The 22197-nt window shown below is 61.4% G+C and carries 20 protein-coding genes; all 20 read right to left on the reverse strand.

Annotation, left to right across the window (positions count from 1 at the left end):
• Nucleotides 1-13: 13 nt before the first annotated feature.
• On the reverse strand, nucleotides 14-1369 hold the full coding sequence (locus AC07SU_RS26695; RefSeq protein ID WP_494998749.1) for a flagellar hook-length control protein FliK: 1356 nt from the start codon (nucleotides 1367-1369) through the stop codon (nucleotides 14-16).
• 786 nt (nucleotides 1370-2155) lie between these two features.
• Nucleotides 2156-2500, reverse strand: coding sequence for an Hpt domain-containing protein (locus tag AC07SU_RS26700; protein ID WP_176996186.1), 345 nt, complete (start codon nucleotides 2498-2500; stop codon nucleotides 2156-2158).
• A 30-nt stretch (nucleotides 2501-2530) separates the two neighbouring features.
• Nucleotides 2531-4249, reverse strand: a complete 1719-nt coding sequence (locus tag AC07SU_RS26705; RefSeq protein ID WP_494998750.1) for an ATP-binding SpoIIE family protein phosphatase — start codon at nucleotides 4247-4249, stop codon at nucleotides 2531-2533.
• Nucleotides 4246-4551 carry an STAS domain-containing protein gene (locus AC07SU_RS26710; RefSeq protein WP_494998751.1) on the reverse strand — a complete coding sequence of 102 codons (306 nt, stop codon included), beginning with the start codon at nucleotides 4549-4551 and terminating at the stop codon, nucleotides 4246-4248. The genes AC07SU_RS26705 and AC07SU_RS26710 overlap by 4 nt, the downstream gene beginning before the upstream one ends.
• Before the next feature lie 172 nt (nucleotides 4552-4723).
• On the reverse strand, nucleotides 4724-5173 hold the full coding sequence (gene fliJ / locus AC07SU_RS26715) for a flagellar export protein FliJ (protein ID WP_176996189.1): 450 nt from the start codon (nucleotides 5171-5173) through the stop codon (nucleotides 4724-4726).
• 3 nt (nucleotides 5174-5176) lie between these two features.
• A complete protein-coding gene (gene fliI / locus AC07SU_RS26720; protein ID WP_176996190.1) occupies nucleotides 5177-6535 on the reverse strand; it encodes a flagellar protein export ATPase FliI in 1359 nt (452 codons plus the stop codon).
• Entirely contained in the window at nucleotides 6525-7289 is a 765-nt protein-coding gene (gene fliH, locus AC07SU_RS26725) for a flagellar assembly protein FliH (RefSeq protein ID WP_176996191.1), read from the reverse strand. Before fliH ends, fliI begins: the two co-directional genes overlap by 11 nt.
• Nucleotides 7290-7299: 10 nt before the next feature.
• Entirely contained in the window at nucleotides 7300-8319 is a 1020-nt protein-coding gene (gene fliG / locus AC07SU_RS26730) for a flagellar motor switch protein FliG (protein ID WP_016972027.1), read from the reverse strand.
• Nucleotides 8312-10087, reverse strand: coding sequence for a flagellar basal-body MS-ring/collar protein FliF (gene fliF, locus AC07SU_RS26735; RefSeq protein ID WP_176996192.1), 1776 nt, complete (start codon nucleotides 10085-10087; stop codon nucleotides 8312-8314). The genes fliG and fliF overlap by 8 nt, the downstream gene beginning before the upstream one ends.
• Before the next feature lie 16 nt (nucleotides 10088-10103).
• Nucleotides 10104-10433 (reverse strand): flagellar hook-basal body complex protein FliE, encoded by a 330-nt coding sequence (fliE, locus tag AC07SU_RS26740; protein WP_016972029.1) that lies wholly within the window; start codon nucleotides 10431-10433, stop codon nucleotides 10104-10106.
• Between the two features lie 131 nt (nucleotides 10434-10564).
• Complete coding sequence (locus tag AC07SU_RS26745) at nucleotides 10565-11941, reverse strand: sigma-54-dependent transcriptional regulator (protein ID WP_494998752.1); 1377 nt, start codon at nucleotides 11939-11941, stop codon at nucleotides 10565-10567.
• Between the two features lie 6 nt (nucleotides 11942-11947).
• Complete coding sequence (locus AC07SU_RS26750; protein WP_494998757.1) at nucleotides 11948-13159, reverse strand: sensor histidine kinase; 1212 nt, start codon at nucleotides 13157-13159, stop codon at nucleotides 11948-11950.
• A gap of 110 nt (nucleotides 13160-13269) precedes the next feature.
• Nucleotides 13270-14745, reverse strand: a complete 1476-nt coding sequence (locus tag AC07SU_RS26755) for a sigma-54 dependent transcriptional regulator (protein ID WP_135310053.1) — start codon at nucleotides 14743-14745, stop codon at nucleotides 13270-13272.
• A gap of 169 nt (nucleotides 14746-14914) precedes the next feature.
• Complete coding sequence (fliT, locus tag AC07SU_RS26760; RefSeq protein WP_176996194.1) at nucleotides 14915-15211, reverse strand: flagellar protein FliT; 297 nt, start codon at nucleotides 15209-15211, stop codon at nucleotides 14915-14917.
• A gap of 24 nt (nucleotides 15212-15235) precedes the next feature.
• Nucleotides 15236-15625: a flagellar export chaperone FliS gene (gene fliS, locus AC07SU_RS26765; protein WP_176996195.1), complete on the reverse strand. Its 390-nt coding sequence runs from the start codon at nucleotides 15623-15625 to the stop codon at nucleotides 15236-15238.
• A 137-nt stretch (nucleotides 15626-15762) separates the two neighbouring features.
• Complete coding sequence (gene fliD / locus AC07SU_RS26770) at nucleotides 15763-17166, reverse strand: flagellar filament capping protein FliD (protein WP_494998753.1); 1404 nt, start codon at nucleotides 17164-17166, stop codon at nucleotides 15763-15765.
• A 79-nt stretch (nucleotides 17167-17245) separates the two neighbouring features.
• Nucleotides 17246-17605 (reverse strand): flagellar protein FlaG, encoded by a 360-nt coding sequence (locus AC07SU_RS26775; protein ID WP_176996197.1) that lies wholly within the window; start codon nucleotides 17603-17605, stop codon nucleotides 17246-17248.
• A gap of 75 nt (nucleotides 17606-17680) precedes the next feature.
• A complete protein-coding gene (locus AC07SU_RS26780) occupies nucleotides 17681-19126 on the reverse strand; it encodes a flagellin N-terminal helical domain-containing protein (protein ID WP_494998754.1) in 1446 nt (481 codons plus the stop codon).
• Nucleotides 19127-19393: 267 nt separating this feature from the next.
• Nucleotides 19394-20323, reverse strand: coding sequence for a ketoacyl-ACP synthase III (locus AC07SU_RS26785; protein ID WP_176996199.1), 930 nt, complete (start codon nucleotides 20321-20323; stop codon nucleotides 19394-19396).
• A 277-nt stretch (nucleotides 20324-20600) separates the two neighbouring features.
• Complete coding sequence (locus tag AC07SU_RS26790) at nucleotides 20601-22184, reverse strand: flagellar hook-associated protein 3 (protein ID WP_176996200.1); 1584 nt, start codon at nucleotides 22182-22184, stop codon at nucleotides 20601-20603.
• Between the last annotated feature and the right edge of the window lie 13 nt (nucleotides 22185-22197).

Consider the following 22197-nt stretch of genomic DNA (forward strand, 5'->3'; position numbering starts at 1 on the left):
GCGGTTGCCTGGGTCAGGCGTAGTAGTCGACGGCGCTGGAGCCAATCACGGTGGTGGTGACCGGCGCGACGGCCGCTGCGACTTCGGCGTGGTCCGCCGCATCGCCGCCATCACCACGGCCACCGCTGCCGCTCACGCCACGGGCCTGGTTTTGCTGTTGTTGCTCTTGGCCCTGACCTTGCCAGCCACGGGACTGGTCGGAAACGTTGACGTCCACTTGCCCCATGCCCTGCTGCGCGAACATCTCACGCAGGCGGCCGGACTGGCTTTCCAGCGCTTCACGCACCACCGCATGGCCACTCATGAAGGTGACCTGGGCCTGCTGGTCGGCCGCCATGTTGACCTTGATGTCCAGGCGCCCGAGTTCTGCCGGCTGCAACTGGATCTCGGCCGACTTGAGGTTGGCGCTGGACAGGTACATCACGCGGTTAACCACTTCTTCGGTCCAGCCGCTCTGGTGCATGGCCAGCGGCGCATTGGCCACGGGCGGCAAGGCGTTCGCGGTTTTCGGCGTGGCGGCCTGGGTCAGCGCCGCCAAGCGGTTGGCGAAGTCATCGACACGGGTGTCGCTGCTGGCGTCCTTCAAGTCCTTGAGGCCACCGTCGATCAGGCTGGTGAAGGTCTTGTCGCCACCGGTGTCGGTGCTGTCCTTGGCGGCCTGCTGGTCGACCATGTTGGCCAGGCCTGCGGCGAAGTTCTGCGCGGCGGTCGGTTGGTCCTGCGTCGGCGCAGGCGTGGCTTTTTGCGGCGTCTGGCTGCTTGCGGAGACGTGACCGCCCTGCTCCATCGCCAGGCGTACGGCGGGCATTGAGTCCAGCGGGTCGGCAGAAGGGTCGAAAGCAGGTTGCTTGGTTTCGTCGGTGGCTGCGACGGGCGGGGCAACCACGGGCTGAGCCTTTTCATCTGGTGCAGCGGCCGGCGCCGGGGTTACTGCGGGCACCGGAACCGGCACGGCCACAGGGGTAACGGTAGCAATCAGCGCCGGGTCGACGACGGGGTCAACCAGAGGTTGCTGCACCAGGGACGGGTCGGTGGGTTTGTCGTCGTCGCTGCTGGCGCTGTCATCGGACTTGGCCGGTGGCGTGGCAGGCAAGGGTTTGCCGCTATCGGCAACCGCTGGCGTGCTGGCGGCAGGCTTGCTGCTGTTGTCAGCAGGCTTGGCGCTGGCGTCAGAGGTCTTGTCACGAGAAGGTTTGGACGGGGTGTCGTCGGTCTTTACCGTCGGCTTGGTGCCTTGGCTGGCGAACACCTGAGCGAAGCCAGGGCCCTTGTCCTGTGGGGCCGTAGCCGCTGCCGGAGGTGTAGCGGCGGGCGCTTGAGGCTTGGCTGCGGGGGCAGCCTGAAGGAGGGTGTTCGGGGCGACTGGCATAGGTAAAGGTCTCCACTGCATTGGGGATCGGGGATGCAGTATTGGGAGGTAGAGCAAGAGTCGGGCCAGGTTTTGGGTTGTTGGGGGGCATATCCGTTATTGGGGTGATGGCGGCTTATGGTTCCGCCCTTACAGCGGGTCACTTTTGGAAAAGAGCCCGGAATGCCGGCCCAGCCAAAAGTAACCAAAAGGGCTCTTGCCCCAACACTCGGCACCTCGCCTAGGCTCGGTGTGCCCGTAATCCGCCAGTGATTTGGGGGGCCGCCTAAGATCAAAATCAAGATCAAAAGCAAGAGCACAGCGGCCTGACAGCCGGCTTGAGTGGTGTGGAGCAAAGGCAAAGGCAGATGCAAACGCGACCCACTGTGGGAGCTGGCTTGCCTGCGATGGCATCTACTCGGTGTGCCTGAATCACCGAGGTGTCTGCATCGCCGGCAAGCCGGCTCCTACAGGGGAATGCGATCAACAACGCTACCGGTCGGCTACCAGGCCGCCGCGTTTGCTTTTGACTTTGATCTGGGGCGCCCCGTCAAACACGCTAGCCGAACGCAGGCTTTGGAGCGTGGGTAACCCGGCAGGACGCCGGGTTAGCCGCGCTGGGCCAAGGATGGCCCATCGCGGCGGCCCACGCTCCAAAGCCGGAGTGAGGGCACACCGAGCCTAGGCGAGGTGCCGAGTGTTGGGGCAGAGCGTTTTTGGTTACTTTTGGCGCTCTTCCAAAAGTGACCCGCTGTAAGAGCGGAACCCTAAGCAGCCGTTACCGCAGCAACGGATATGTACACAGAGTCAAACCCCAAACCGCCCCCGCTCCGACTCATAAAGCGGCCGAACCAAAGCAAACTCATGATCAATCTGATCCACCAAATCCCCCAGGTCCGCCGCAGCCCCCGCCGACTCAGCCTCCAACCGCTGACACAACTGCGCCAACCGCACCGCCCCCAGGTTGCCACTGCTGCCCTTGAAGCTATGGGCAATCCGCCCCAACGCCTTGGCATCATCCCGCGCCTTGCGCAGCGCCTCGATACGTTTTTGCGAATCGTCGAGAAAGGTATCGAGCAACTTGGGGTACTCGCCTTCCATGACTTCCTGCAAACCCGAAAGCACGTCCGGGTCCAGATGAATCTCAGCCACTTGCTCGCTCCTTGATCAAGAATCGGCGGATTATGCCAGAGCCCCCCAGCAAAACTCCACGCAGACACTGCGCCCACCATCGGACCAGCGTACATCGCTGCTCAGTTGACGCACCAGGCTCAAGCCCCGGCCTGACAAACGGTCAACATCCAGCGGCCGGGCCAGTACCTGTTCCACGTCGAACCCGGGTCCGCTGTCTTCGATGCGCAGCGACATCCTGCCGCCCGTAGCGGTCGGCACGACCTGCACATGCACCCGCACATAACCGCTGTCCAGTTGCGCCAGGCGCTCATTGCGCTGGCGATAATAGTGGGCAAACCCCTGGGCATCGCGTTTGAGCCGGGAGTCCAGGCCCAGCACGCCGTGCTCCAGCGCATTGGAATACAGCTCGGCCATAACACTGTAGAGCGCCCCGCTCTGCTCCCGCAGGCCATGGATCTCCAGCAACAGTTGCAGCAGGTACGGCAGCGGGTTGTAGCTTTTGAGGGTCTGCCCGCGGAATTCGAAACTCACCGACCAGTCCAGCGGGCACGACTGGCCGCTGTCGGCATACAGCGGTTGCGCCGTGCGCAACGACTGGCCGGGCTGCAAGGTGATCTCGACCAGGCTGACGTCATCGCGCACTTCACCGCGAAACGCGGCCAATGCCTGCTCGATGTCTTCGAACAGCAGGTCGGGCTCGCGGTTGGCGGCAAACACTTGCTGCAGGCGCTCGACGCCAAACAACTGGTCATTGGCGTCAGCGGTATCCAGCACGCCGTCAGACAGCAAAAACACCCGGTCGCCCAACGCCATGGGCCACACCTCGGTGCTGTCATCAAACGCTTGCGCCGACAACACCCCCAACGGCAAATGCCGCGACTCCAGCGGCGTGCGCTTGCCGGTGGCAACTTCATGCACATAGCCTTCAGGCATGCCGCCGTTCCACACCTCGACCACGCGCCGCTGGGCACTCAGGCACAACAGCGTGGCACAGCAGAACATGTCCACCGGCAGGATGCGCTTGAGCTTGGCGTTCATCTCGCGCAGGGTCTGCGCCAGGCCGTAGCCCTTGGCGGTCATGCCGTAGAACACTTCCGCCAAAGGCATGGCGCCGACGGCTGCCGGCAAGCCGTGGCCGGTGAAGTCGCCGAGCAATACGTGCATGTCACCGGACGGCGTATAAGCCGCCAGCAACAGGTCGCCGTTGAACAGCGCATAGGGCGATTGCAGGTAGCGGATATTCGGCGCCGCGTTGATGCAGCCCGAGTGCGCGACCTTGTCGAACACTGCCTTGGCCACGCGCTGCTCGTGCAGGAGATAGTCATGGTGCTTGGCGATCAGGTCACGCTGCTGCAACACCGTGGCCTGCAAGCGCCGCAGGCGGTCCATGGCGTTGATCTTCGCCGCCAGGATCAGTTGGTTGTAGGGCTTGGGCAGGAAGTCATCGCCGCCCGCATCGAGGCAGCGGGCCAGGGCTTCGCTTTCGCGCAAGGAGGTCAGAAAAATCAGCGGCACCAGCTCTTCGCCTGCCAACTGCTTGATCCGGCGGGCCGCCTCGAAGCCGTCCATCACCGGCATCAACGCGTCCATCAACACAAGTTGCGGACGCTCGCGGGTAAACACTTCGACCGCTTCAAGGCCATTGGTGGCCGTGAGCACCTGGTGGCCCTGGCGCCGCACAATCGTCGACAGCAACAGCAGGTCCGCCGCGCTGTCTTCGGCGATCAGGATCGTGAGCGGTTCCGGGACGGGGGCCAGGGCGCTCAACTGATGTCGAACAGTTTGTCGAAGTTGGAAATGGCGAGGATCTTGCGCACATCGGAATTGCTGTTGACCACCCGCACTTCCGACTCATCCCCACCCGCGTGGTCGCGCAGCAGCAGGAGCATGCCCAGCGCCGAGCTGTCCATGTAGGTGGTTTCTTTCAAATCGACGACGTACAACTCCGGCACTTTGTAGAAGCGCTCGTAGGAATCGCGAAACGTCTGGTGGCTGCCGAAATCGAACCGGCCCTTGATCGCGATCGTCAACTTCTTCCCGTCCAGGGATACTTCTGACTCGACTGACATGCGACTGCTCCTTGTCATTGGCAATGACACAAGGTTTAGCAGGCGAACCGCATCTGAGCAACACAACAAATCAACTGTAGGAGCCGGCTTGCCGGCGATGGCGGTCTATCGGCTGGCTCATCAGCGCCTGATAAACCTTTATCGCCGGCAAGCCAGCTCCCACAGGTGATGGTCAGAACTGGGATTGGCGCGGGAGGCGCTGGGAGAGTTCGTCGAGCAGCTTTTGCTCGCGCTTGTCTTCGATGGCGCGGGCTTCGTCGATGTAGCGCTGTACCAGTTTGCGCAGGCCCTCGACGCGGGCAAACGCGGCTTGCCAGCTTTCACGGGCTTTATCGAGGTTGTTCTGGTGCCAGGCCAGGCTCTGGCGCTGCTGGCCGACTGCGGTTTCCAGCTGATTGAGAAAGCCTTGGTAGCCCATCAACCACTGGCCGGACACGCCTTTGCTGCCGCGTTCGATCCACTGCTGCTGGTACTCGCCGCGAAAGCGCTCCAGGTCGCCCAGCTTGCTTTCAGCCAGGCGGACCTGGCCCTGGAAATACCCCAGGCGTTGCACCGCGGTTTTCTCGGCCTTTTCGGCCATGTCCACCACTGGGGCCAGACGCGACGAACGAGTGCTGGCCATGGCTTAACCGCCTGGCGCCGGGGCGAAGATCGTACCCAGGTGCGCTTCGCTCTCGCCCATGCTGATCTTGTCGTTGAGGCCCTGGCGCAGGTAGGTCACCAACTGCGGTTGCAGGGCAATGGCCAGGTCGGTCTCGCGGTCACCACCGGCCACGTAGGCGCCGACGCTGATCAAGTCGCGGCTCTGCTGGTAACGCGACCACAATTGCTTGAAGTGCTGGGCACGGGTCATGTGTTCCGGCGTCACCACGGCCGGCATCACCCGGCTGATGGAGGCTTCGATATCGATGGCCGGGTAGTGCCCTTCTTCAGCCAGGCGCCGCGACAGCACGATGTGGCCGTCGAGCACGCCCCGCGCCGAGTCGGCAATCGGGTCCTGCTGGTCGTCGCCTTCAGACAATACGGTGTAGAACGCGGTGATCGAGCCGCCCCCGGCCTCGGCATTACCGGCACGTTCCACCAGCTTGGGCAGCTTGGCGAATACCGACGGCGGATAACCCTTGGTAGCGGGCGGCTCGCCGATGGCCAGGGCGATTTCCCGCTGGGCCTGGGCGAAGCGGGTGAGCGAGTCCATCAGCAACAGGACGTTCTTGCCCTTGTCGCGAAAATATTCGGCGATGCGCGTGCAATACATCGCCGCACGCAGGCGCATCAGTGGCGCATCGTCCGCTGGCGAGGCCACGACCACCGAGCGCTTGAGGCCTTCTTCACCCAGGCTGTGCTCGATGAATTCCTTCACCTCGCGGCCCCGCTCGCCGATCAGCCCCACAACAATGATGTCGGCCTCGGTAAAGCGGGTCATCATGCCCAGCAACACCGACTTACCCACGCCGGTACCGGCGAACAGGCCCAAACGCTGGCCACGGCCGACCGTCAACAATCCGTTGATGCTGCGAATGCCCACGTCCAGCGGCACGCTGATGGGGTTACGGTTGAGCGGGTTGATGGTGGGGCCGTCCATTGGCACCCAGTCTTCGGCCTTCATGCCGCCCTTGCCGTCCAGCGCACGGCCAGCGCCGTCGAGCACGCGGCCGAGCATGCTCATGCCCATCGGCAAACGGCCGGTGTCGGCCAACGGCACCACGCGCGCACCGGGGGCAATGCCCGCCAGGCTGCCCACGGGCATCAGGAAAATCTTGCTGCCGGAAAAGCCCATCACCTCGGCCTCGACCTGTACCGGGTGGTAGCTGTCGTCGTTGATCACCATGCAGCGGCTGCCCATGGCGGCGCGCAGGCCTTCGGCTTCGAGGGTCAGGCCGACCATGCGCAACAGGCGCCCTTCGAGGATCGGCTGACCGGGCAGCTCGGTGGCCTCGGCGTAACCGCTCAGGCGCTTGGCGAAACTGGTGCGATCAAGGCGCATCGGGGGCGTCCAGTTCAACGCTCAGGTCAGGCTCGGCCGGGTGCAGGGCCTGTTCGTGAAGTTGATCGAACAGCTTGGCCATGATCTGGCTGATGCGGGTTTCCACCGTCGCATCGATGCGGCTGTGTTCGGTCTCGACGCGGCAACCACCGGGCTGCAGCGAGGCGTCTTCGACGATGCGCCAGGTTTCTTCATGGCGCTCGCGCAAGGCTTTGACCTGTTCGAAATCCTGGGGGTTGATGTACAAGCGCACATTGCCGACGCCCAGGGGCAGCAGCTTGAGGGCTTCGCGCATCACGCTTTCGATATGACTGGAATCCAGCACCAGCTCGCGCTGGATGACTTGGCGGGCGATATGCTCCACCAGGCCGACCATGGCTTTTTCGATCTGCGAATCCTGCTCGGCAATCGGGTCGAACAGCGTGCCCATCAAGCGCTCCAGGCTGGCCAGCTTGACGCTCAGTGCGGCTTCGGCTTCCTGGCGGACCTTGAGGGTGGTGCTGCGAAAACCGTCCTTTTCACCGGCGGCGAAGCCTTCGTTGTAGGCCTCCTGACGGATGGCCTCCACCTCTTCGAGGGTCAGTGGCTGGACTTCGTCCAGCGGCACTTCCTCGGACTCCGCCGGCAGCTCGGGCTCGGGTTCCGGCTCGGGCTCCGGCACATGGGGATCGAAGCTGGGCAACGACCAGATGTCGAACCCGCCGACATCCCGCGCGCGAATCAGATCGCTGGGCGCCTCATCTTTGTTCGACATCAGAGGCGCCTTAGATCATTTCTTCGCCGCCCTTCCCGCCGAGAACGATTTCTCCGGCTTCGGCCATACGGCGGGCAATGGTGAGGATTTCTTTCTGCGCGGTTTCCACGTCGCTGACGCGTACCGGGCCTTTGGCTTCCAGGTCGTCGCGCAACAGTTCCGAGGCACGCTTGGACATGTTCTTGAAGATCTTCTCTTTGACGTTTTCGTCCGACCCCTTGAGGGCCAGCACCAGCACGTCCGAGGACACCTCGCGCAGCAACGCCTGGATGCCACGGTCGTCGACGTCGGAGAGGTTGTTGAACACGAACATGAGGTCTTCGATCTGGGTGGACAGGGTGTCGTCGATCTCGCGGATCGAGTCCATCAACTGGCCTTCGACCGAACTGTCGAGGAAGTTCATGATGTCGGCCGCACGCTTGATACCGCCCAAGGTGGTGCGCGATGCGTTCGAGTTGCCGGAGAACTGCTTCTCCAGAATGGTGTTCAATTCTTTCAGCGCCGCCGGTTGCACGGTGTTCAACGACGAGACGCGCAGGATGATGTCCAGGCGCACCTTGTGGTCGAAATGGCCGAGCACTTCGCCGGCCTGGTCCGGGTCGAGGTACGCCACCACGATGGCCTGGATCTGCGGGTGCTCGTAGCGGATCACGTCGGCCACGGCGCGCGGTTCCATCCACTTGAGGCTGTCCAGGCCGCTGGTGTTGCCACCCAGCAGGATGCGGTCGATCAGGCCGTTGGCCTTGTCTTCGCCCAGGGCCGAGGTGAGCATCTTGCGGATGTAGCTGTCGGAGCCGACGCCCAGGCTGGTCTGGTCGCCGACGATCTCGACGAACTCGCTCATCACCTGCTCGACTTGCTCGCGGTGCACATTGCGCATTTGCGCCATGGCCACGCCCACCCGTTGAACCTCTTTGGGGCCCATGTGGCGCAGCACTTGGGCGGCGTCGGTTTCACCCAGGGACAGCAGCAATACAGCGGCTTTGTCGACCTTGGTGAGCTTGGCAACAGCGGCTCGATTATCACTCATCTGCGTTGATCCACTCTTTCACGACCTGGGCCACACGGCCCGGGTCTTCTGCCACCAGACTCTTGATTGCGTTCAGCTGAGCGTCATAGCCTTCGCTCGGGCTTGGCAACAGGATGCTTTGCGGGCCGCCGAGGCTGACGCGGTCGTTGGCCAGTTCGCCGTCCAGGCCGCCCATGCCACCCAACTCGACATCGCCACCTGCCAGGGCAAGCTGTTTCTTGCCATTGCCGGTGATGTTGTTGAGCACCGGGCGCAGCACACCGAACACCAGCACCAGGATGAACAACACGCCCAGCACTTGCTTGACGATGTCCCAGAACCACGGCTGGGTGTAGAACGCCGGGTCGGCGATCACTTCGCCACGCTCGGCGGAGAACGGCATGTTGATCACGCTGACGCTGTCACCACGGCTGGCGTCGAAACCGACGGCGTCCTGCACCAGGCGAGTAAAGCGTGCCAATTCATCGGCGCTCCACGGCGCACGGGTAACCGCGCCGTCAGCCGGGTTGACCTTGACCTGGTCATCCACCACCACCGACACCGACAGGCGATTGATCTTGCCCTGTTGCTGCTTGGTGTGGCTGATGGAACGGTCGAGTTCGAAGTTCTTGGTCGACTGGTTACGCTTGTCCGACGGGTACGGCGCGAGCATTGGCTGGCCGGTAGCCGGGTCCATGATCTGCTGGCCGTTGGCGTCCAACAGTGGCTGGCCAGGCTGTACCGCACCGGCCGAAGCGGTAGCGCCACCGGTAGTCTGCGGCGCCGAAGCAGGCGACGGCGGCTGGTTGCTCAGGGCGCCCGGCACACCTTGCGGGCCATTGCTGGCGGTGCGTTGTTCGTTGGTCGACTGCTCGCTGCGCAGGGCTGGCTGATCGGGGTTGAACTGTTCGGAGGTCGACTCTACGGCGCTGAAGTCCACGTCGGCGGAGACTTCAGCTTTGTAGCGGTCGTTGCCCAACACCGGTTGCAGGATGTTATGCACGCGCTGGGTGAGCATGCTTTCCATGCGGCGGCTGTAGTCGAACTGTTTGCCGGCCTGGGTCAGTGCAGAGTTCTCGGCCTGGTCGGACAGCAGGTTGCCCTTCTGGTCCACCACGGTAATTTGCGACTTGCTCAACTCGGGCACGCTGGTGGCGACCAGGTTGATGATCGCCAGGACCTGGCCAGGCTCCAGGGAGCGGCCGGCAAACAGCTCAACCAACACCGAGGCGCTTGGCTTGCGTTCGTCACGCACGAACACCGAGCTTTTCGGAATGGCCAGGTGCACGCGGGCACCCTTGACGTTGTTCAGGCTGGAGATGGTGCGCGCCAGCTCGCCTTCCAGGCCACGACGGTAGCGGGTGGCTTCCATGAACTGGCTGGTGCCCAGGCCTTGGTCCTTGTCGAGGATTTCAAAGCCGATGTTGGCATCGGACGGCGTCACGCCCGCAGCGGCCAGCTTCATGCGCGCACGGGCCACGTCGTCGGCCTTGACCAGCAACGCGCCAGAATTGGGTTCTACGGTGTAGGCGATGTCGGCGGCGGCGAGGGTTTCCATGATCTGCTTGGAATCCATGCCCGCCAGGCTGCCGTACAGCGGCCGGTAATCAGGTTGTTGCGACCACAACACCACGGCAAAACCAATCGCCACGCTGGCAGCCAGGCCGACCATCAGGCCCACCTGACGCAACATGGTCATTTCGGAGAGGTTTTCCAGGAACGACAGGCCAAACAGCGGCGGTTTGCCGTCTGCCTTGGCGGGTGCGTTGTCCACGACTGCTTCTGCCATGACTTAAATCTCGTCCTTAAACCGGCATCTGCATGATGTCTTGATAAGCCTGAACCAGCTTGTTACGCACTTGCGTCAACGCCTGGAAGGAGACGCTGGCCTTTTGCGAGGCGACCATCACATCGGTGAGGTCCACGCCGCTTTTACCGATCTCGAAGGCGGTGGCCAACTGATTGGAAGCTTGCTGGGTGTCACTGACTTTGTTGATTGCCTGACCGAGCATGTCGGCAAAACTGCTTTGGCCCAATTCCGGCGCTGGCGCGACGGATTTCGGTTGAGCCATGGCATCCATTTGCATGGAGCGCATATCCAACATCAACCGATTGAACTCAATACCCTGGCTCATGACCTTCTCTCTCCGACGACCCGCAATTTTTTGACACTACGCAGCGGTTACTAGGGGTGGTAGCAACAAGGGTGCCAGATCCGTGGCGACTCGTAAGAAAAGCCGACAAACCCTGTCGGCTTAAGTATTTGTCAGGTGGCGAAAAGGTAGGCTTCCACATCCATCCCCGCGTCGCGCATCTGCGCCAGCTTGTAGCGCAAGGTGCGCGGGCTGATGCCCAGGCGTTCGGCGGCTTCTTTACGGCGCCCGCGTTCGGCGCGCAGGGTGTCGATGATCATCTGGAATTCGCGGCGACGCAGGTCATCGCCCAAGGCACCGGCAGACTCGGCTTCGGCGACGACCGGTGCAGGCGCGAGGCTCGGCAACGGTGCAGCGCCACTGCCCATGGCCAGGCAGAAGTCCTGGGGCTGGATCAGCCCGCCCTGCTGCAGAATCAGTGCGCGCTGGATCGCATTGTCCAGTTCGCGCACGTTGCCCGGCCACGGGTAGCCGATCAGGCACGCCTGGGCCTCGGCCGACAGCCGCGCCTGGGCGTGCTTCATTTTTTTGACGTGGTTGTTCAGCAGGCGCTCGGCCAGCGGAATGATGTCGGCCGGCCGCTCGCGCAACGGCCGCCAGGCCAGAGGAAATACCGAAAGACGATAAAACAAATCTTCACGGAAGCGCCCCGCCGCCACTTCACCCGCCAGATCGCGGTTGGTGGTAGCGACCACGCGAATATCCAACTGGATCGGCTTGCGCGCCCCCACGCGCTCCACTTCACGCTCCTGGAGCACACGCAACAGCTTGGCTTGCAGGCCCAGAGGCATTTCAGAAATTTCGTCGAGCAGGATGGTGCCGCCGTCGGCCTGTTCGAACTTGCCGGCCTGGGCCGCGATGGCGCCGGTGAACGAACCCTTCTCGTGACCGAACAGCGTGGCTTCGAGCATGTTGTCGGGGATGGCCGCGCAGTTGATCGCGATGAACGGCTGCTTGGCGCGGCTGGATTGCTGGTGGATATAACGGGCCAGCACTTCCTTGCCGGTGCCGGACTCGCCGGAGATCAGCACCGTGGAATCACTGCGCGCAACGCGAGCGGCCAGTTCCAACAGTTGCGCACTGGCCGGCTCGAAGGCGATCGGGCCTTCGCCCTCGACGGCCGGCACCACGCCAAGGGCATGGCGGGCCACCAGTTCGATCAAGGCCTTGGGTTCGAACGGCTTGACCAGGTAATCGGCGGCGCCTTGGCGCATGGCATCTACCGCCCGCTCGACCGCACCGTGGGCGGTCATCAGCAACACCGGCAGTTGAGGCTGACGTGCCCGCAGCAGGCCGAGCAACTGGTGACCGTCCATGCCGGGCATGTTCACGTCGCTGACCACCAGGCTGAACGCCTCCTGCTCGACAGCCTCCAAGGCTTCTTCGGCAGAACCGACCGCCCGGTAGTCATGGCCCGCCAACAGCAGCGTGTCAGCCAATGCTTCACGCAGGGCGCGATCGTCTTCCACCAACAAAACCTTGATAGCCATATTCCTTTACTCCGCGCTTGCCGCGCCGGAAAACAGCGGCAAGGTCATCAATGCACAGGTGCCACGCCCCAACCGGGAATGCAGCTGCAATTCTCCCTGATGGGCACGCGCCACCGCCTTGACCACGGTCAGGCCGAGGCCGGTACCGTTGGTCTTGGTGGTAAAAAAGGGTTCGCCCAGGCGCTGCAACACCACCGGGTCGATGCCGCTGCCGCTGTCGCTGATGCACAGGCGCAGGGTTTGCTCGCGGCTGTACAGGTGCACCTTGAGGCGCGCGCCCGGGCCGCTGGCCTGGGTGGCGTTTTCGATCAGGTTGAGCAAGGCGCCGACCAGCGTGTCGCGGTTGCACAGCAGTTCGCCGAGGTGGCTGTCGCACTGCCAACGCACGCTGACGTCCTGGATGTGGGTGGCGGCAGCAGCCTGCAGCGACTGCATCAATTCGGCCGGCGTGACGCGGTCGGTCAGCGGCAATTCGCCCCGGGCGAACACCAGCATGTCGCGCACCTGGTGCTCCAACTCATGCAGGCGCTCCTTGAGGCGACCGGCAAAGCGCTGGTGGGTGGCGGCTGGCAATTGTTCATCAGTCAAATGACTGGCGTAGATCAACGCGGCCGACAGCGGCGTGCGGATCTGATGCGCCAAAGAAGCGACCATCCGGCCCAGCGACGACAAGCGTTCATGGCGCGCCAGCTGGTCCTGGAGGTGACGGGTTTCAGTCAGGTCGTTGAGCAACACCAGTTGGCCGGGCTCGGCGTCCAGGGAACGGGTGGCGATGGACAGGCGGCGCCCGTCCTTGAGGGAGATTTCATGGCCGTCGTCTTCACGCGGGGCAAAGCAGCGTGCGATCACGTGGCGCCACAGCTCGCCTTCCAGCGGCAGGCCGAGCATGTCGCAGGCGGCCGGGTTGGCTTCGCGCACGCGGCCCTGGTCATCGATGACAATCACGCCACCGGGCAACAACGACAACAGGTTCTGCAGACGGTTAGCCAGGCGCTCTTTCTCGGCCAGCTCTTCCATGCGCTGAGCACTGACCACGGCCAGCTCGCCTTTGAGCTCGGAAACCCGGGCTTCCAGCAGGCTGTAGGAGTCAGTCAATTGGCTCGACATCTGATTGAACAGCGAAAAGGCCTGTTCCAGGCCTTGGCGGCTTTGCTGCTCTACGGACGGAACGAGCCCCGGGATAGCGGGGCTGGAAGATTGCTGGGCGGCGTGGGGCATCATGCTCTCTCGCTTGGCTGACCGTCAGTTAAACGGAACGTTGCGAGGGCTGTAGCAATACTTGTGCCGAAAAAAAACCGCTGACGAATCAGCGGTTTGGAAAACAGGCGTCAATCATCCGCCTGTTCATCACCTTCTTTGCGGCTCATGCCGTACTTGCGCATCTTCTCCACCAGGGTGGTGCGACGGATGCGCAGGCGCTCGGCGGCACGGGCGACGATGCCGTTGGCGTCGTCCAGGGCCTGCTGAATCAGGCCTTGCTCCAGGTTGCCGAGGTAGTCCTTCAGGTCCAGGCCTTCGGGCGGCAGCATGGCAGTAGAACCGAAGTCCGGCGTATGGCCGTTGATGGCCACGCGCTCTTCCATGTCGCTGCGCAGGCTGTCGACCAGTTGCTCGTCTTCGTCGTCGACGTAGCGGAATTTCTTCGGCAGCTCGACCACGCCGATCACACCGTAGGGGTGCATGATCGCCATGCGCTCCACCAGGTTGGCCAGCTCGCGGACGTTGCCCGGCCAGCCGTGACGGCACAGGGACATGATGGCGGCGGAGTTGAAACGGATCGAGCCGCGCTTTTCGTGTTCCATGCGCGAGATCAGTTCGTTCATCAGCAGCGGGATGTCTTCGACGCGCTCACGCAGCGGCGCCATCTCGATTGGGAACACGTTGAGGCGGTAGTAAAGGTCTTCGCGGAAGCTGCCCACCTCGATCATGCTTTCGAGGTTCTTGTGGGTGGCCGCGATGATGCGCACGTCGACGCTCTGGGTCTTGTTGCTGCCCACGCGCTCAAAGGTACGCTCCTGCAGCACACGCAGCAGCTTGACCTGCATCGGCAGCGGCATGTCGCCGATTTCATCAAGGAACAGGGTGCCGCCGTTGGCCAACTCGAAACGCCCGGCACGGCTGGTGATCGCCCCGGTGAAGGCGCCCTTCTCGTGGCCGAACAGTTCACTTTCGAGCAGCTCTGCCGGGATGGCCCCGCAGTTGACCGGCACAAAAGGCCCGTCGCGACGCTTGGAGTGGTAGTGCAAGTTACGCGCGACCACTTCCTTGCCGGTGCCGGACTCGCCGAGGATCAGCACGCTGGCATCGGTGTCGGCCACTTGCTGCATCATCTGGCGCACGTGCTGGATCGCACGGCTGGTGCCGACGAGGCTGCGGAACAGGTTGGGTTCGCGGTGACGTCCACGCTCGCGGGCCTGGTCGTACATCTCGCGATAGACCTGGGCACGGTGCAGGGAGTCGAGCAATTTGCTGTAGCTGGGCGGCATTTCCAGGGTGGAAAGCACGCGGCGGCGCTGGTCTTCCGGCAGGTCGATGGAAGAAATATCGCCCATTAGCAACACCGGAAGGAACTCATCCCAGGTTGACAGTGTCTTTAACAGGCCCAGAACTGCGCCAGGAGCGTTTACCGTCCCGATCAGCACACAAATGATTTCACGGCTCGACGACAATGAGCTGACCGCCTGCTGCCAATCATGGCTACCGCAGGGCAAATTTTCTTCACCGAGAAAATTTAAAATCACCGCTAAATCGCGGCGGCGGACGCTATCGTCATCAATCAGCAGAATTTTGGTTTCACGCCACATGCAATAGCAACTTCCCTAGTTAACTCAAATGCCCTCGAGTAGGGGCAATCTAGAAGGTCGTAGGCATTTTCTGCGTTACAACCGTCTGAAATCTGAAAACAGCACTAGTTAAGTCAAAAAATCGCGCGCAGTCAAATTTATGACGCGCATTCGGATTAACTGAGCCAGTTCAGCCGAACAGATGGTAAACCTTTGACGCACTTTCCGCTCGATTGATCTGCGACATCTCTTCGAAAATCGCCTGGCGCTCGCCGGTCGTCACTTCAAGCAACTGCTGATAAACCGCCAGCAGGCTTTCCAGTTTTTCCCGTAGTGCATCCTCGTCCACCGGCGCATTGGCCAGTGCTTCGTCGATCACCGCACGACAGCCCATATCCAGCTCGCCGATCGCGTCCCAGTTACGTTGGGCCAAGGCGTCGACCAACGCTTCGCGGGTCTCGTCAATCCGTTGCAGGGCGTGGCTCATAACATGATCCTCAGGCCGACAGGCCTACAGTGGTGCAATACCGTCCCAACCTTCCTTGAGCGTAATCATCAGGCCGGCAACTTCGTCAATCATGGCAACATCGCTTTTGCTGTTGGCTTCAAGCAAGCGCGTGGTCATGTAGGCATACAGGTTATCCAACTGCTGCAACGCTGCCGGATCATCGGTTTTTTCCGGGTTCAGGCCGTCGCGCAGGCCGATCAGGATGTCGATCGCCTTGCCCAGCAGCAGGCCCTTTTGCGCGATATCACCACGAGCCATGGCACCCTTGGCCTGCGCCATGCGATCCAGCGCGCCTTCCATCAACATCTGGACCAGACGGTGTGGGCTCGCCTCAGAGACCTGGGCATGGGAATTGACCTTCTGGTATTGGCGAAGGGCTCGCATGGGATTCATGTTTCTACCTCGTGACAGGCAACAGCAAAATTGGATGGGCTCTGACTAATATGTCGACGGGATCACACAAAACTTTAACCCGTCGATCTGCTGAAGGCCGCGCCCGGCGCAGGATCACCGGGCGGCTTCATGGCGGATCAACTGTCCGAATTGCTCTTGTTCAGCGCGTTCAGCGTGCTCATGACACTGGAGCGCTGGTTGGTGAGCTGGGCCACCAGGTTGTTCATCGTGGTGTACTTGGCGGTCAGGCTGGTTTTCAGGGCAGCCATACGCGCGGTCAAGTCGTTCTGCTGGGTTTGCAGATCCTTGAGGTTGTTGGTCAGCGTTGTCGAACGCGAAGCCAGTACGCCGGTGTTGCTCAACGCGTAGCTGTCGGTCGCCGACTTCATGCGCGCCAACAGGCCCTTGTCACCGTTGAAGATCCCGCCGATGTCGGTGGGGTTGGTGGCAATGGCGGCACCGAACACTTTGTCATCGATGCTCAGCTTGCCGGTGGTCGAGTCGGTGTTCACACCAAATTGAGCCAGCGACTTCAACGTGCCCGACCCACCCAGGGCGTTCAGTTCACTGCGCAACGCCTGTTGCAACGAGCGCATGGTGGCGTCGCCGGTCAGCGCGGAAGGCGTGGTGCTGCCGTCCGGGTTGGTGGTGACTTTGGTTTCGGTACCGATCGCCGTCATCAAGGCGTTGTAAGTGTCGACAAACCCTTTTACCGAGCTCTTGAGGGTGTCGTTGCTGCGGGTGACGGTGATGGTCGAGGCCGTACGAGGAGCATTTTGGTCAGTGACACCCGACGGCAGAGGCGAAATCGCCGTCAACTTGATGCTCACACCAGAGATCGCATCGCTCAAGGTATTGCTCTTGGATTCCTGCGCCGCACCGTCAATGGTGTATTTGGCATTGACCGGCGCGCCGCCAACCACGGACGTATTGGCTTCCAGGCCGCTGTTGCCACTCAGGGTAATGTCCGTACCGGCACCGGTATTGGATGACGTCACAACCAGGCGCGAACCATTGGAGTCAGTCAGGATGTTGGCACTCAGCCCCGCACTGCTGTACTGCGCGTTGATGGAATCACGCACTTGTTGCAGCGTGGCGCCCGGTGGAACACTGACACCATAGCTCTGACCCGACTGGGAAATTGCCAGGGTCGTTGCGGTGGTACCGCTGTTGACCACACTCTTGGCCCCAGCGGCATAGTTCTGCGTGGAGATCTTCGAAGCTGTCGCCAACTGAGTCACGATCAACTGATAGCTACCGGCCGAAGCGCCAGCGCCCAGGGTGACCGTGGAAACGTTGTTATCCGAAGTCGTGGCGGTCAGGCCGCCGATACTGGCGTCCTTGGCCATGTTGTCCATGGCGCCGCGGAACGCATCGAGTGCCGCTTGAATCTTGCCGATCGAGGATAGCTGGGCGGTCTGCGTCTGCGTCTGCTTGTTGATCTGCGACTGCTTGGGCGCCTGTTCAGCGTTCACCAAGGCGGTAACGATAGACTGGGTATCGATGCCCGTTACCGGGCCGCTGACGGATATATCACCCATGATTCTTCTCCTGATCGGGGCTGGCGCTTTCTTGACGGACTACGTCTCAGGCAGCTACAGCAACAAAATTCATGCCAGCTCAGACTTTGGCGTCAAATAACAAGCTGCTGGCATCATGAAGGCTTTGTGCGAGTTTCAATGCGGTTTCCGAAGGGATCTGACGGATCACCTCGCCGCTTTCGGTCGCAATCACCTTGACCACCACCTGATGGGTGGAGTCATCAATCGAAAAATCCAGGTTGCGCTGGGCAGCCTGGACGAATTTGCGAATATCCGTGACCGCCTGTTCCAGGTCGGACGGTTTCGAGTCTTGCTGGGGTTGAGCCGCCACAGGCACAGGATCGACCTTGGCCTTCTGCGGATCATTGCTCACGGGAGCAGGTGCGCTCTGCGGCGCTACTGCAGGATAAGACAGGTTCAACTTCACACTCATGTCCATGTCCAATCTCCTCATCACGCAAAAGACAAAAGGGCACGTAAACGCGCCCTTCCGTCAGTCATCTACCGATGGCTATTACTGAAGCAGCTTCAGTACAGCGGACGGCAGTTGGTTGGCCTGGGACAGGATCGCAGTGGAAGCCTGTTGCAGGGTTTGTTGCTTGGTCAGCTGAGCAGTTTCAGCAGCGTAGTCAACGTCCTGGATCTGACCGCGAGCGGCGCTGGAGTTGTCTGCAATGCTCTGCAGGTTGGCAACGGTGTTGTCGAAACGGTTTTGAACAGCACCCAGACCAGCACGCTGGGAGTCGATGTCGGAGATCGCTTGAGTGATCACGTCGATCGAGTTCTGTGCGTTGGCAGCAGTGGTGATGTCGGTGTTGTTAACGGTGGTTTTGGTGGAGTTGGCAGCAGTACCAGTCGCTGCGAACAGGCCAGTCACACCGGCGCCGCTCAGGGAGTAGCTGCTGGAGGAGTTCAGGGACACTGCACCAGTTGCGATGATCGCGGTGTTGGCCAGGGCAACAGCAGTACCGAAGTTACCGGAACCGTCCTGGGTAGCAACCTTGATACCGGCTACAGCGCCTGGATCGCCAGCGTTGAAGGTCAGGTTCTCACCGGTGTCGGACTTGACCGACAGCGCTTGAGTGGTCGAATCGTAGTTAACGGTGATGCCCAGCTTGGCAGCGTTGGACTTCAGTTGGTCAGCCAGGTCGGAAGTGCTGGTCACGCCAGTGAACTGCACAGCGGTACCGCCGCCGACTGCCAGGGTGAAGTTGGCGCTGGCAGGGGTTGCACCAGCAATGGCAGCGGAGTCAACAGTGAACTGGGCAACGGTGCTGGCAGTCGCAGCCAGGCCGCCTACAGCGCCGTTCATCTGAGCAGCGATTTGCTTGGCCGAAGCGCCAGCAGCGATGGTCAGGTTTTTCGACTGGCCGCCACCGGTAACAGCGATCGCGCCGCCAGCAACGCCAGTTGCGCTTGGAGCAATGCCTTGGCTCTTCAGTTGCTGCGAACCAATGTTGTTGGCTGCAACGTTACCGATGCTCATGTCGATGGTCTGGTTGGCGTTGGCGCCGACCTGGAAGGAAGTAGTACCGAAAGAACCGTCCAGCAGGTTCTTGCCACCGAAGGTGGTGGTGGTAGCGATACGGGTCAATTCAGCAGTCAGTGCTGCGTATTGAGCCTGGTTCGACTTACGGTCTTCAGCGCTTGGCGAGCCGTTAGCCGATTGCAGAGCCAGGGTACGCATGCTTTGCAGGATGTTGGTGGACTGCTGCATTGCGCCTTCAGCGGTCTGAGCAATCGAGCTACCGTCGTTGGCGTTTTTGATCGCAACGCCCAGGCCGTTGATCTGGCTGGTCAGACGGTTGGAGATTTGCAGGCCGGCCGCATCGTCTTTGGCGCTGTTGATACGCAGGCCGGAAGACAGACGCTGCATGGAAGTTTGCAGTGCGCCGGAGGCCTTGTTCAGGTTGTTCTGAACGGTCAACGAAGCAAGGTTAGTGTTTACTGTTAATGCCATGACGAAATCCTCGTGGGTGGTGTACTGCGGCTTCCGGCCCTGGCAACCGCCGGGTGTGGCCTAGAGAACCTTCGTAATAGTTATCGTCGTGAATGCACGTTGCTTGAGGACTTTTTTGAATATTTTTACTAGCACCGTGCCACCCCTTTTAATTCAAGCATTTACGATAGCCCAAACCCCCGCAATTGCTGGGTTTTCTGGCGCCAAATAAAAAACGCCCATGATTTTTCAATCATGGGCGTTTTTGTGTGCGTCACTCTTTGGGCATCACGGACGATAGAGAATCGCCGAGCCCCACGACAGGCCCACGCCAAATCCGCTGATAGCCACACGCTTCCAGTCGGCGTCCATCATGTGCTTTTCCAGCAGCAGTGGAATGCTCGACGACACGGTGTTGCCGGTCTCGACCATGTCCTTGATGAACTTCTCCACCGGCGCCTCTTCGAAACGCCGGGCCACGGCGTCGACAATCGCCGCACTGCCCTGGTGGATGCAGAACGCGTCGATCTGGTCAGCCTTGAGGTCCGACTCATTGAGCAGCTCGTGCAAATGTGCCGGCACCTTGAGCAAGGCAAAGTTGAACACCTGACGGCCGTTCATGAAAAACACGCCATCACTGACCTTCAAGTGCGGCGCGCCGGAACCGTCGGTGCCGAACTTCGACTTGCCAAGCAACCACGGCGCGTCTTCGCCCATCCAGGTGGCCGTGGCGGCATCACCAAAGAGCATGGTGGTGTTGCGGTCTTCCGGGTCGACGATCTTGGAGTACGGGTCTGCGGTGATCAGCAGGCCGTTTTTCAGGCCGGTGGCTTCCATGAAGCCCTTCATCGCGTAGATCCCGTAGACGTAGCCGGAGCAGCCCAGGGAGATGTCGAACGCGGCCACGTGGGTCGGCAGGCCCAGTTTGTCCTGAACGATGGCGGCGGTATGCGGCAAGCCTTCTTCATCACCGTTCTGGGTCACGACGATCACGGCGTCGATGGACTCGCGCTTCAACTCGGGGTTGTTGGCAAACAAGGCGTTGACCGCCTCGACGCACAGATCGGAGGTTTCCTGCGCAGCATCCTTGCGCGGCAGGAACGCCGAACCGATCTTGCCGATGATGAATTCTTCATCCTTGGCGAATTTGGCACCCTGGGCGTAGTTGTCGACCCCGTCTGCCGGCACGTAACTGGCGATGCTTTTTATGCCAATCATTGTGGCTTCCCAATACTAAATAGCTGGAGAACACCCCTCGGGCTACGCCGGGGATGCTGACAATAAAGGGGATAACCCCGTAAAAATCTCGCTGAAAGCCGCCCCGCAAGGACCCTGTGACGACTTATCCTTTTCACACGATACAGTGAAGATGCGCTTTATGACTCACAGGTCACTCAATTTTGTGCGCTTTATGCAAAACCCTGCAACATTCCTGGCGCCAGAAACGACAACGGCCCACCCTGTTGCCAGGGTGGGCCGTTTGGTTGTGCGCCGTTTACATGCGGCTGAACAGGCTCAACTGGGAGATTTTCACGAAGGCCAGTTGCGAGGCTTGCAGCATGGTTTGCTGCAAGGTCAGGTCGATTGCCGCCTGCCCCATGTCCACGTTCGCCAGCGACGACATGGTGGAGGTGTTGGCCAGGCCCAGGCTGGTGTTCTCCTGACTCTGCACATCCAGGGCGTTCTGCCGCGCCCCGATCGAGCCGCGTACCTGGTCGATCTGCGCCGTGGCGTTACCCAGGTTGGCGACGGAGGTGTTCAACACATCCTTGAGGTTGTTCTTGGCAACCTGGTCGCCATCGGCCGGTGTCAGCAGGGCCTTGCGCAAATTGCCCAGGGTATCCAGGGCATTCATGTTCTTGTTGCTGGTGGCACCGACCGAGAATTGGTCGCCCGCCCCCGGCGTGCCGCTGATGCCGAAGGTGACGCCGGCCGTGGTGATCGACGTCGCGCCCGCCGCGATGGTGCCGCTGGCAATCGCCTTGCTGTTGGCGCTGTAGGGCTGGGCGAACACCTGGTAATCGGTGCCGCTGGTGAACTTGATGACCGCACCCGAGTTCGGGAAGGTGCTGGAGTACGCCGCCTGGTCCGTCACGCTGCCACCGGTCAACTGCGCCGTCGACGCATTGCTGGCCGTGCGCGAAACGCTGAAGCTGTCCGGCTTGCTTTCCAGCGTGAATTCCCTGCCCGCCACCAAGGCATCGGAAGGCGCGCCCGTCGAGACATTCGACCCCAGGTTCAGGGTGATATCGAACTTGACCCCGCGCAGGTTGACGCTGGAAGCGCCCTCCTTGGTGGCATCGAACGTGCCGTTGCCGGTGATCTCGGAGGTCACGTCGTTGCCGTCTTTGTCGGTGACGCTGTATTGGGTGCTGCTGGCGAACGTCAGCTTGTAAGGCTGGCCATCGGCAAAATTCTTGGTGTACGCCGTGCCCGAGGTGACCAGGCCCGCTGAGATCGAGACCTTGCCGTCATTGACCGTGGGCGGAATCACCGTCGCCTGGGTGCGCCCGGCGTTGGTGGAACTCTCCAGCAGCGTCTTGCCGGTGTCACCTGCGGTGATCGACAGGTTGCTGCCCACTTGCAGGCTCAGCGGCGTCTCATCACCTTGATAGCTGTAGGTGCCGTCATTGTTGCGGGTGTACGGCGGCGTATCGGTCTTGGTGCCCGAGAACATGTAGTTGCCGTTGGAATCCTTGGAGTTGAGCAAGCCCAACACCTGGTCCTCAATCGCGCCGACCTGGGCTGCAATTGCCTTGCGGTCATCATTGCTGAGCTGCATGTTACCCGCCTGCAACGCCAGGCCCTGGGCCGTTTGCATGGCGGTATTGATGCTTTGCAGCACGCTTTCTTCGTTGGTCAGCGAGTTTTGCAGGCTGGTGATGTTGCCGGTGTACTGGCCCAGCATGTCTTTTTGCTGTTGCAGCAACAGCAACTGAGCGGCCGCCACAGGATCGTCCGCGGCGGTCTGTACACGCACGCCGGTCGTCGCCTGGTTCTGGGCCGCGACCACGCCAGAATAGTTCTTCTGATAATCGCTGGAGCTGGTGCTGAAATATTGCTCTGTAGAGATACGCATCGTTCCAGACTCC

It is taken from the genome of Pseudomonas sp. GW821-FHT05H12 (genome assembly GCF_059419385.1).

What these genes read in the sequence shown, in the direction of transcription:
- AC07SU_RS26745 (WP_494998752.1), bottom strand. Translation starts at nt 11,941, where the DNA reads ATGGCTATCAAGGTTTTGTTGGTGGAAGACGATCGCGCCCTGCGTGAA.
- AC07SU_RS26755 (WP_135310053.1), bottom strand. Translation starts at nt 14,745, where the DNA reads ATGTGGCGTGAAACCAAAATTCTGCTGATTGATGACGATAGCGTCCGC.
- fliE (WP_016972029.1), bottom strand. Translation starts at nt 10,433, where the DNA reads ATGAGCCAGGGTATTGAGTTCAATCGGTTGATGTTGGATATGCGCTCC.
- fliI (WP_176996190.1), bottom strand. Translation starts at nt 6,535, where the DNA reads ATGCGCCTTGATCGCACCAGTTTCGCCAAGCGCCTGAGCGGTTACGCC.
- AC07SU_RS26750 (WP_494998757.1), bottom strand. Translation starts at nt 13,159, where the DNA reads ATGCCCCACGCCGCCCAGCAATCTTCCAGCCCCGCTATCCCGGGGCTC.
- fliD (WP_494998753.1), bottom strand. Translation starts at nt 17,166, where the DNA reads ATGGGTGATATATCCGTCAGCGGCCCGGTAACGGGCATCGATACCCAG.
- AC07SU_RS26695 (WP_494998749.1), bottom strand. Translation starts at nt 1,369, where the DNA reads ATGCCAGTCGCCCCGAACACCCTCCTTCAGGCTGCCCCCGCAGCCAAG.
- AC07SU_RS26785 (WP_176996199.1), bottom strand. Translation starts at nt 20,323, where the DNA reads ATGATTGGCATAAAAAGCATCGCCAGTTACGTGCCGGCAGACGGGGTC.
- fliH (WP_176996191.1), bottom strand. Translation starts at nt 7,289, where the DNA reads ATGTCGAACAAAGATGAGGCGCCCAGCGATCTGATTCGCGCGCGGGAT.
- AC07SU_RS26710 (WP_494998751.1), bottom strand. Translation starts at nt 4,551, where the DNA reads ATGTCAGTCGAGTCAGAAGTATCCCTGGACGGGAAGAAGTTGACGATC.
- fliJ (WP_176996189.1), bottom strand. Translation starts at nt 5,173, where the DNA reads ATGGCCAGCACTCGTTCGTCGCGTCTGGCCCCAGTGGTGGACATGGCC.
- AC07SU_RS26775 (WP_176996197.1), bottom strand. Translation starts at nt 17,605, where the DNA reads ATGGACATGAGTGTGAAGTTGAACCTGTCTTATCCTGCAGTAGCGCCG.
- AC07SU_RS26780 (WP_494998754.1), bottom strand. Translation starts at nt 19,126, where the DNA reads ATGGCATTAACAGTAAACACTAACCTTGCTTCGTTGACCGTTCAGAAC.
- fliF (WP_176996192.1), bottom strand. Translation starts at nt 10,087, where the DNA reads ATGGCAGAAGCAGTCGTGGACAACGCACCCGCCAAGGCAGACGGCAAA.
- fliS (WP_176996195.1), bottom strand. Translation starts at nt 15,625, where the DNA reads ATGAATCCCATGCGAGCCCTTCGCCAATACCAGAAGGTCAATTCCCAT.
- fliT (WP_176996194.1), bottom strand. Translation starts at nt 15,211, where the DNA reads ATGAGCCACGCCCTGCAACGGATTGACGAGACCCGCGAAGCGTTGGTC.
- AC07SU_RS26790 (WP_176996200.1), bottom strand. Translation starts at nt 22,184, where the DNA reads ATGCGTATCTCTACAGAGCAATATTTCAGCACCAGCTCCAGCGATTAT.
- fliG (WP_016972027.1), bottom strand. Translation starts at nt 8,319, where the DNA reads ATGAGTGATAATCGAGCCGCTGTTGCCAAGCTCACCAAGGTCGACAAA.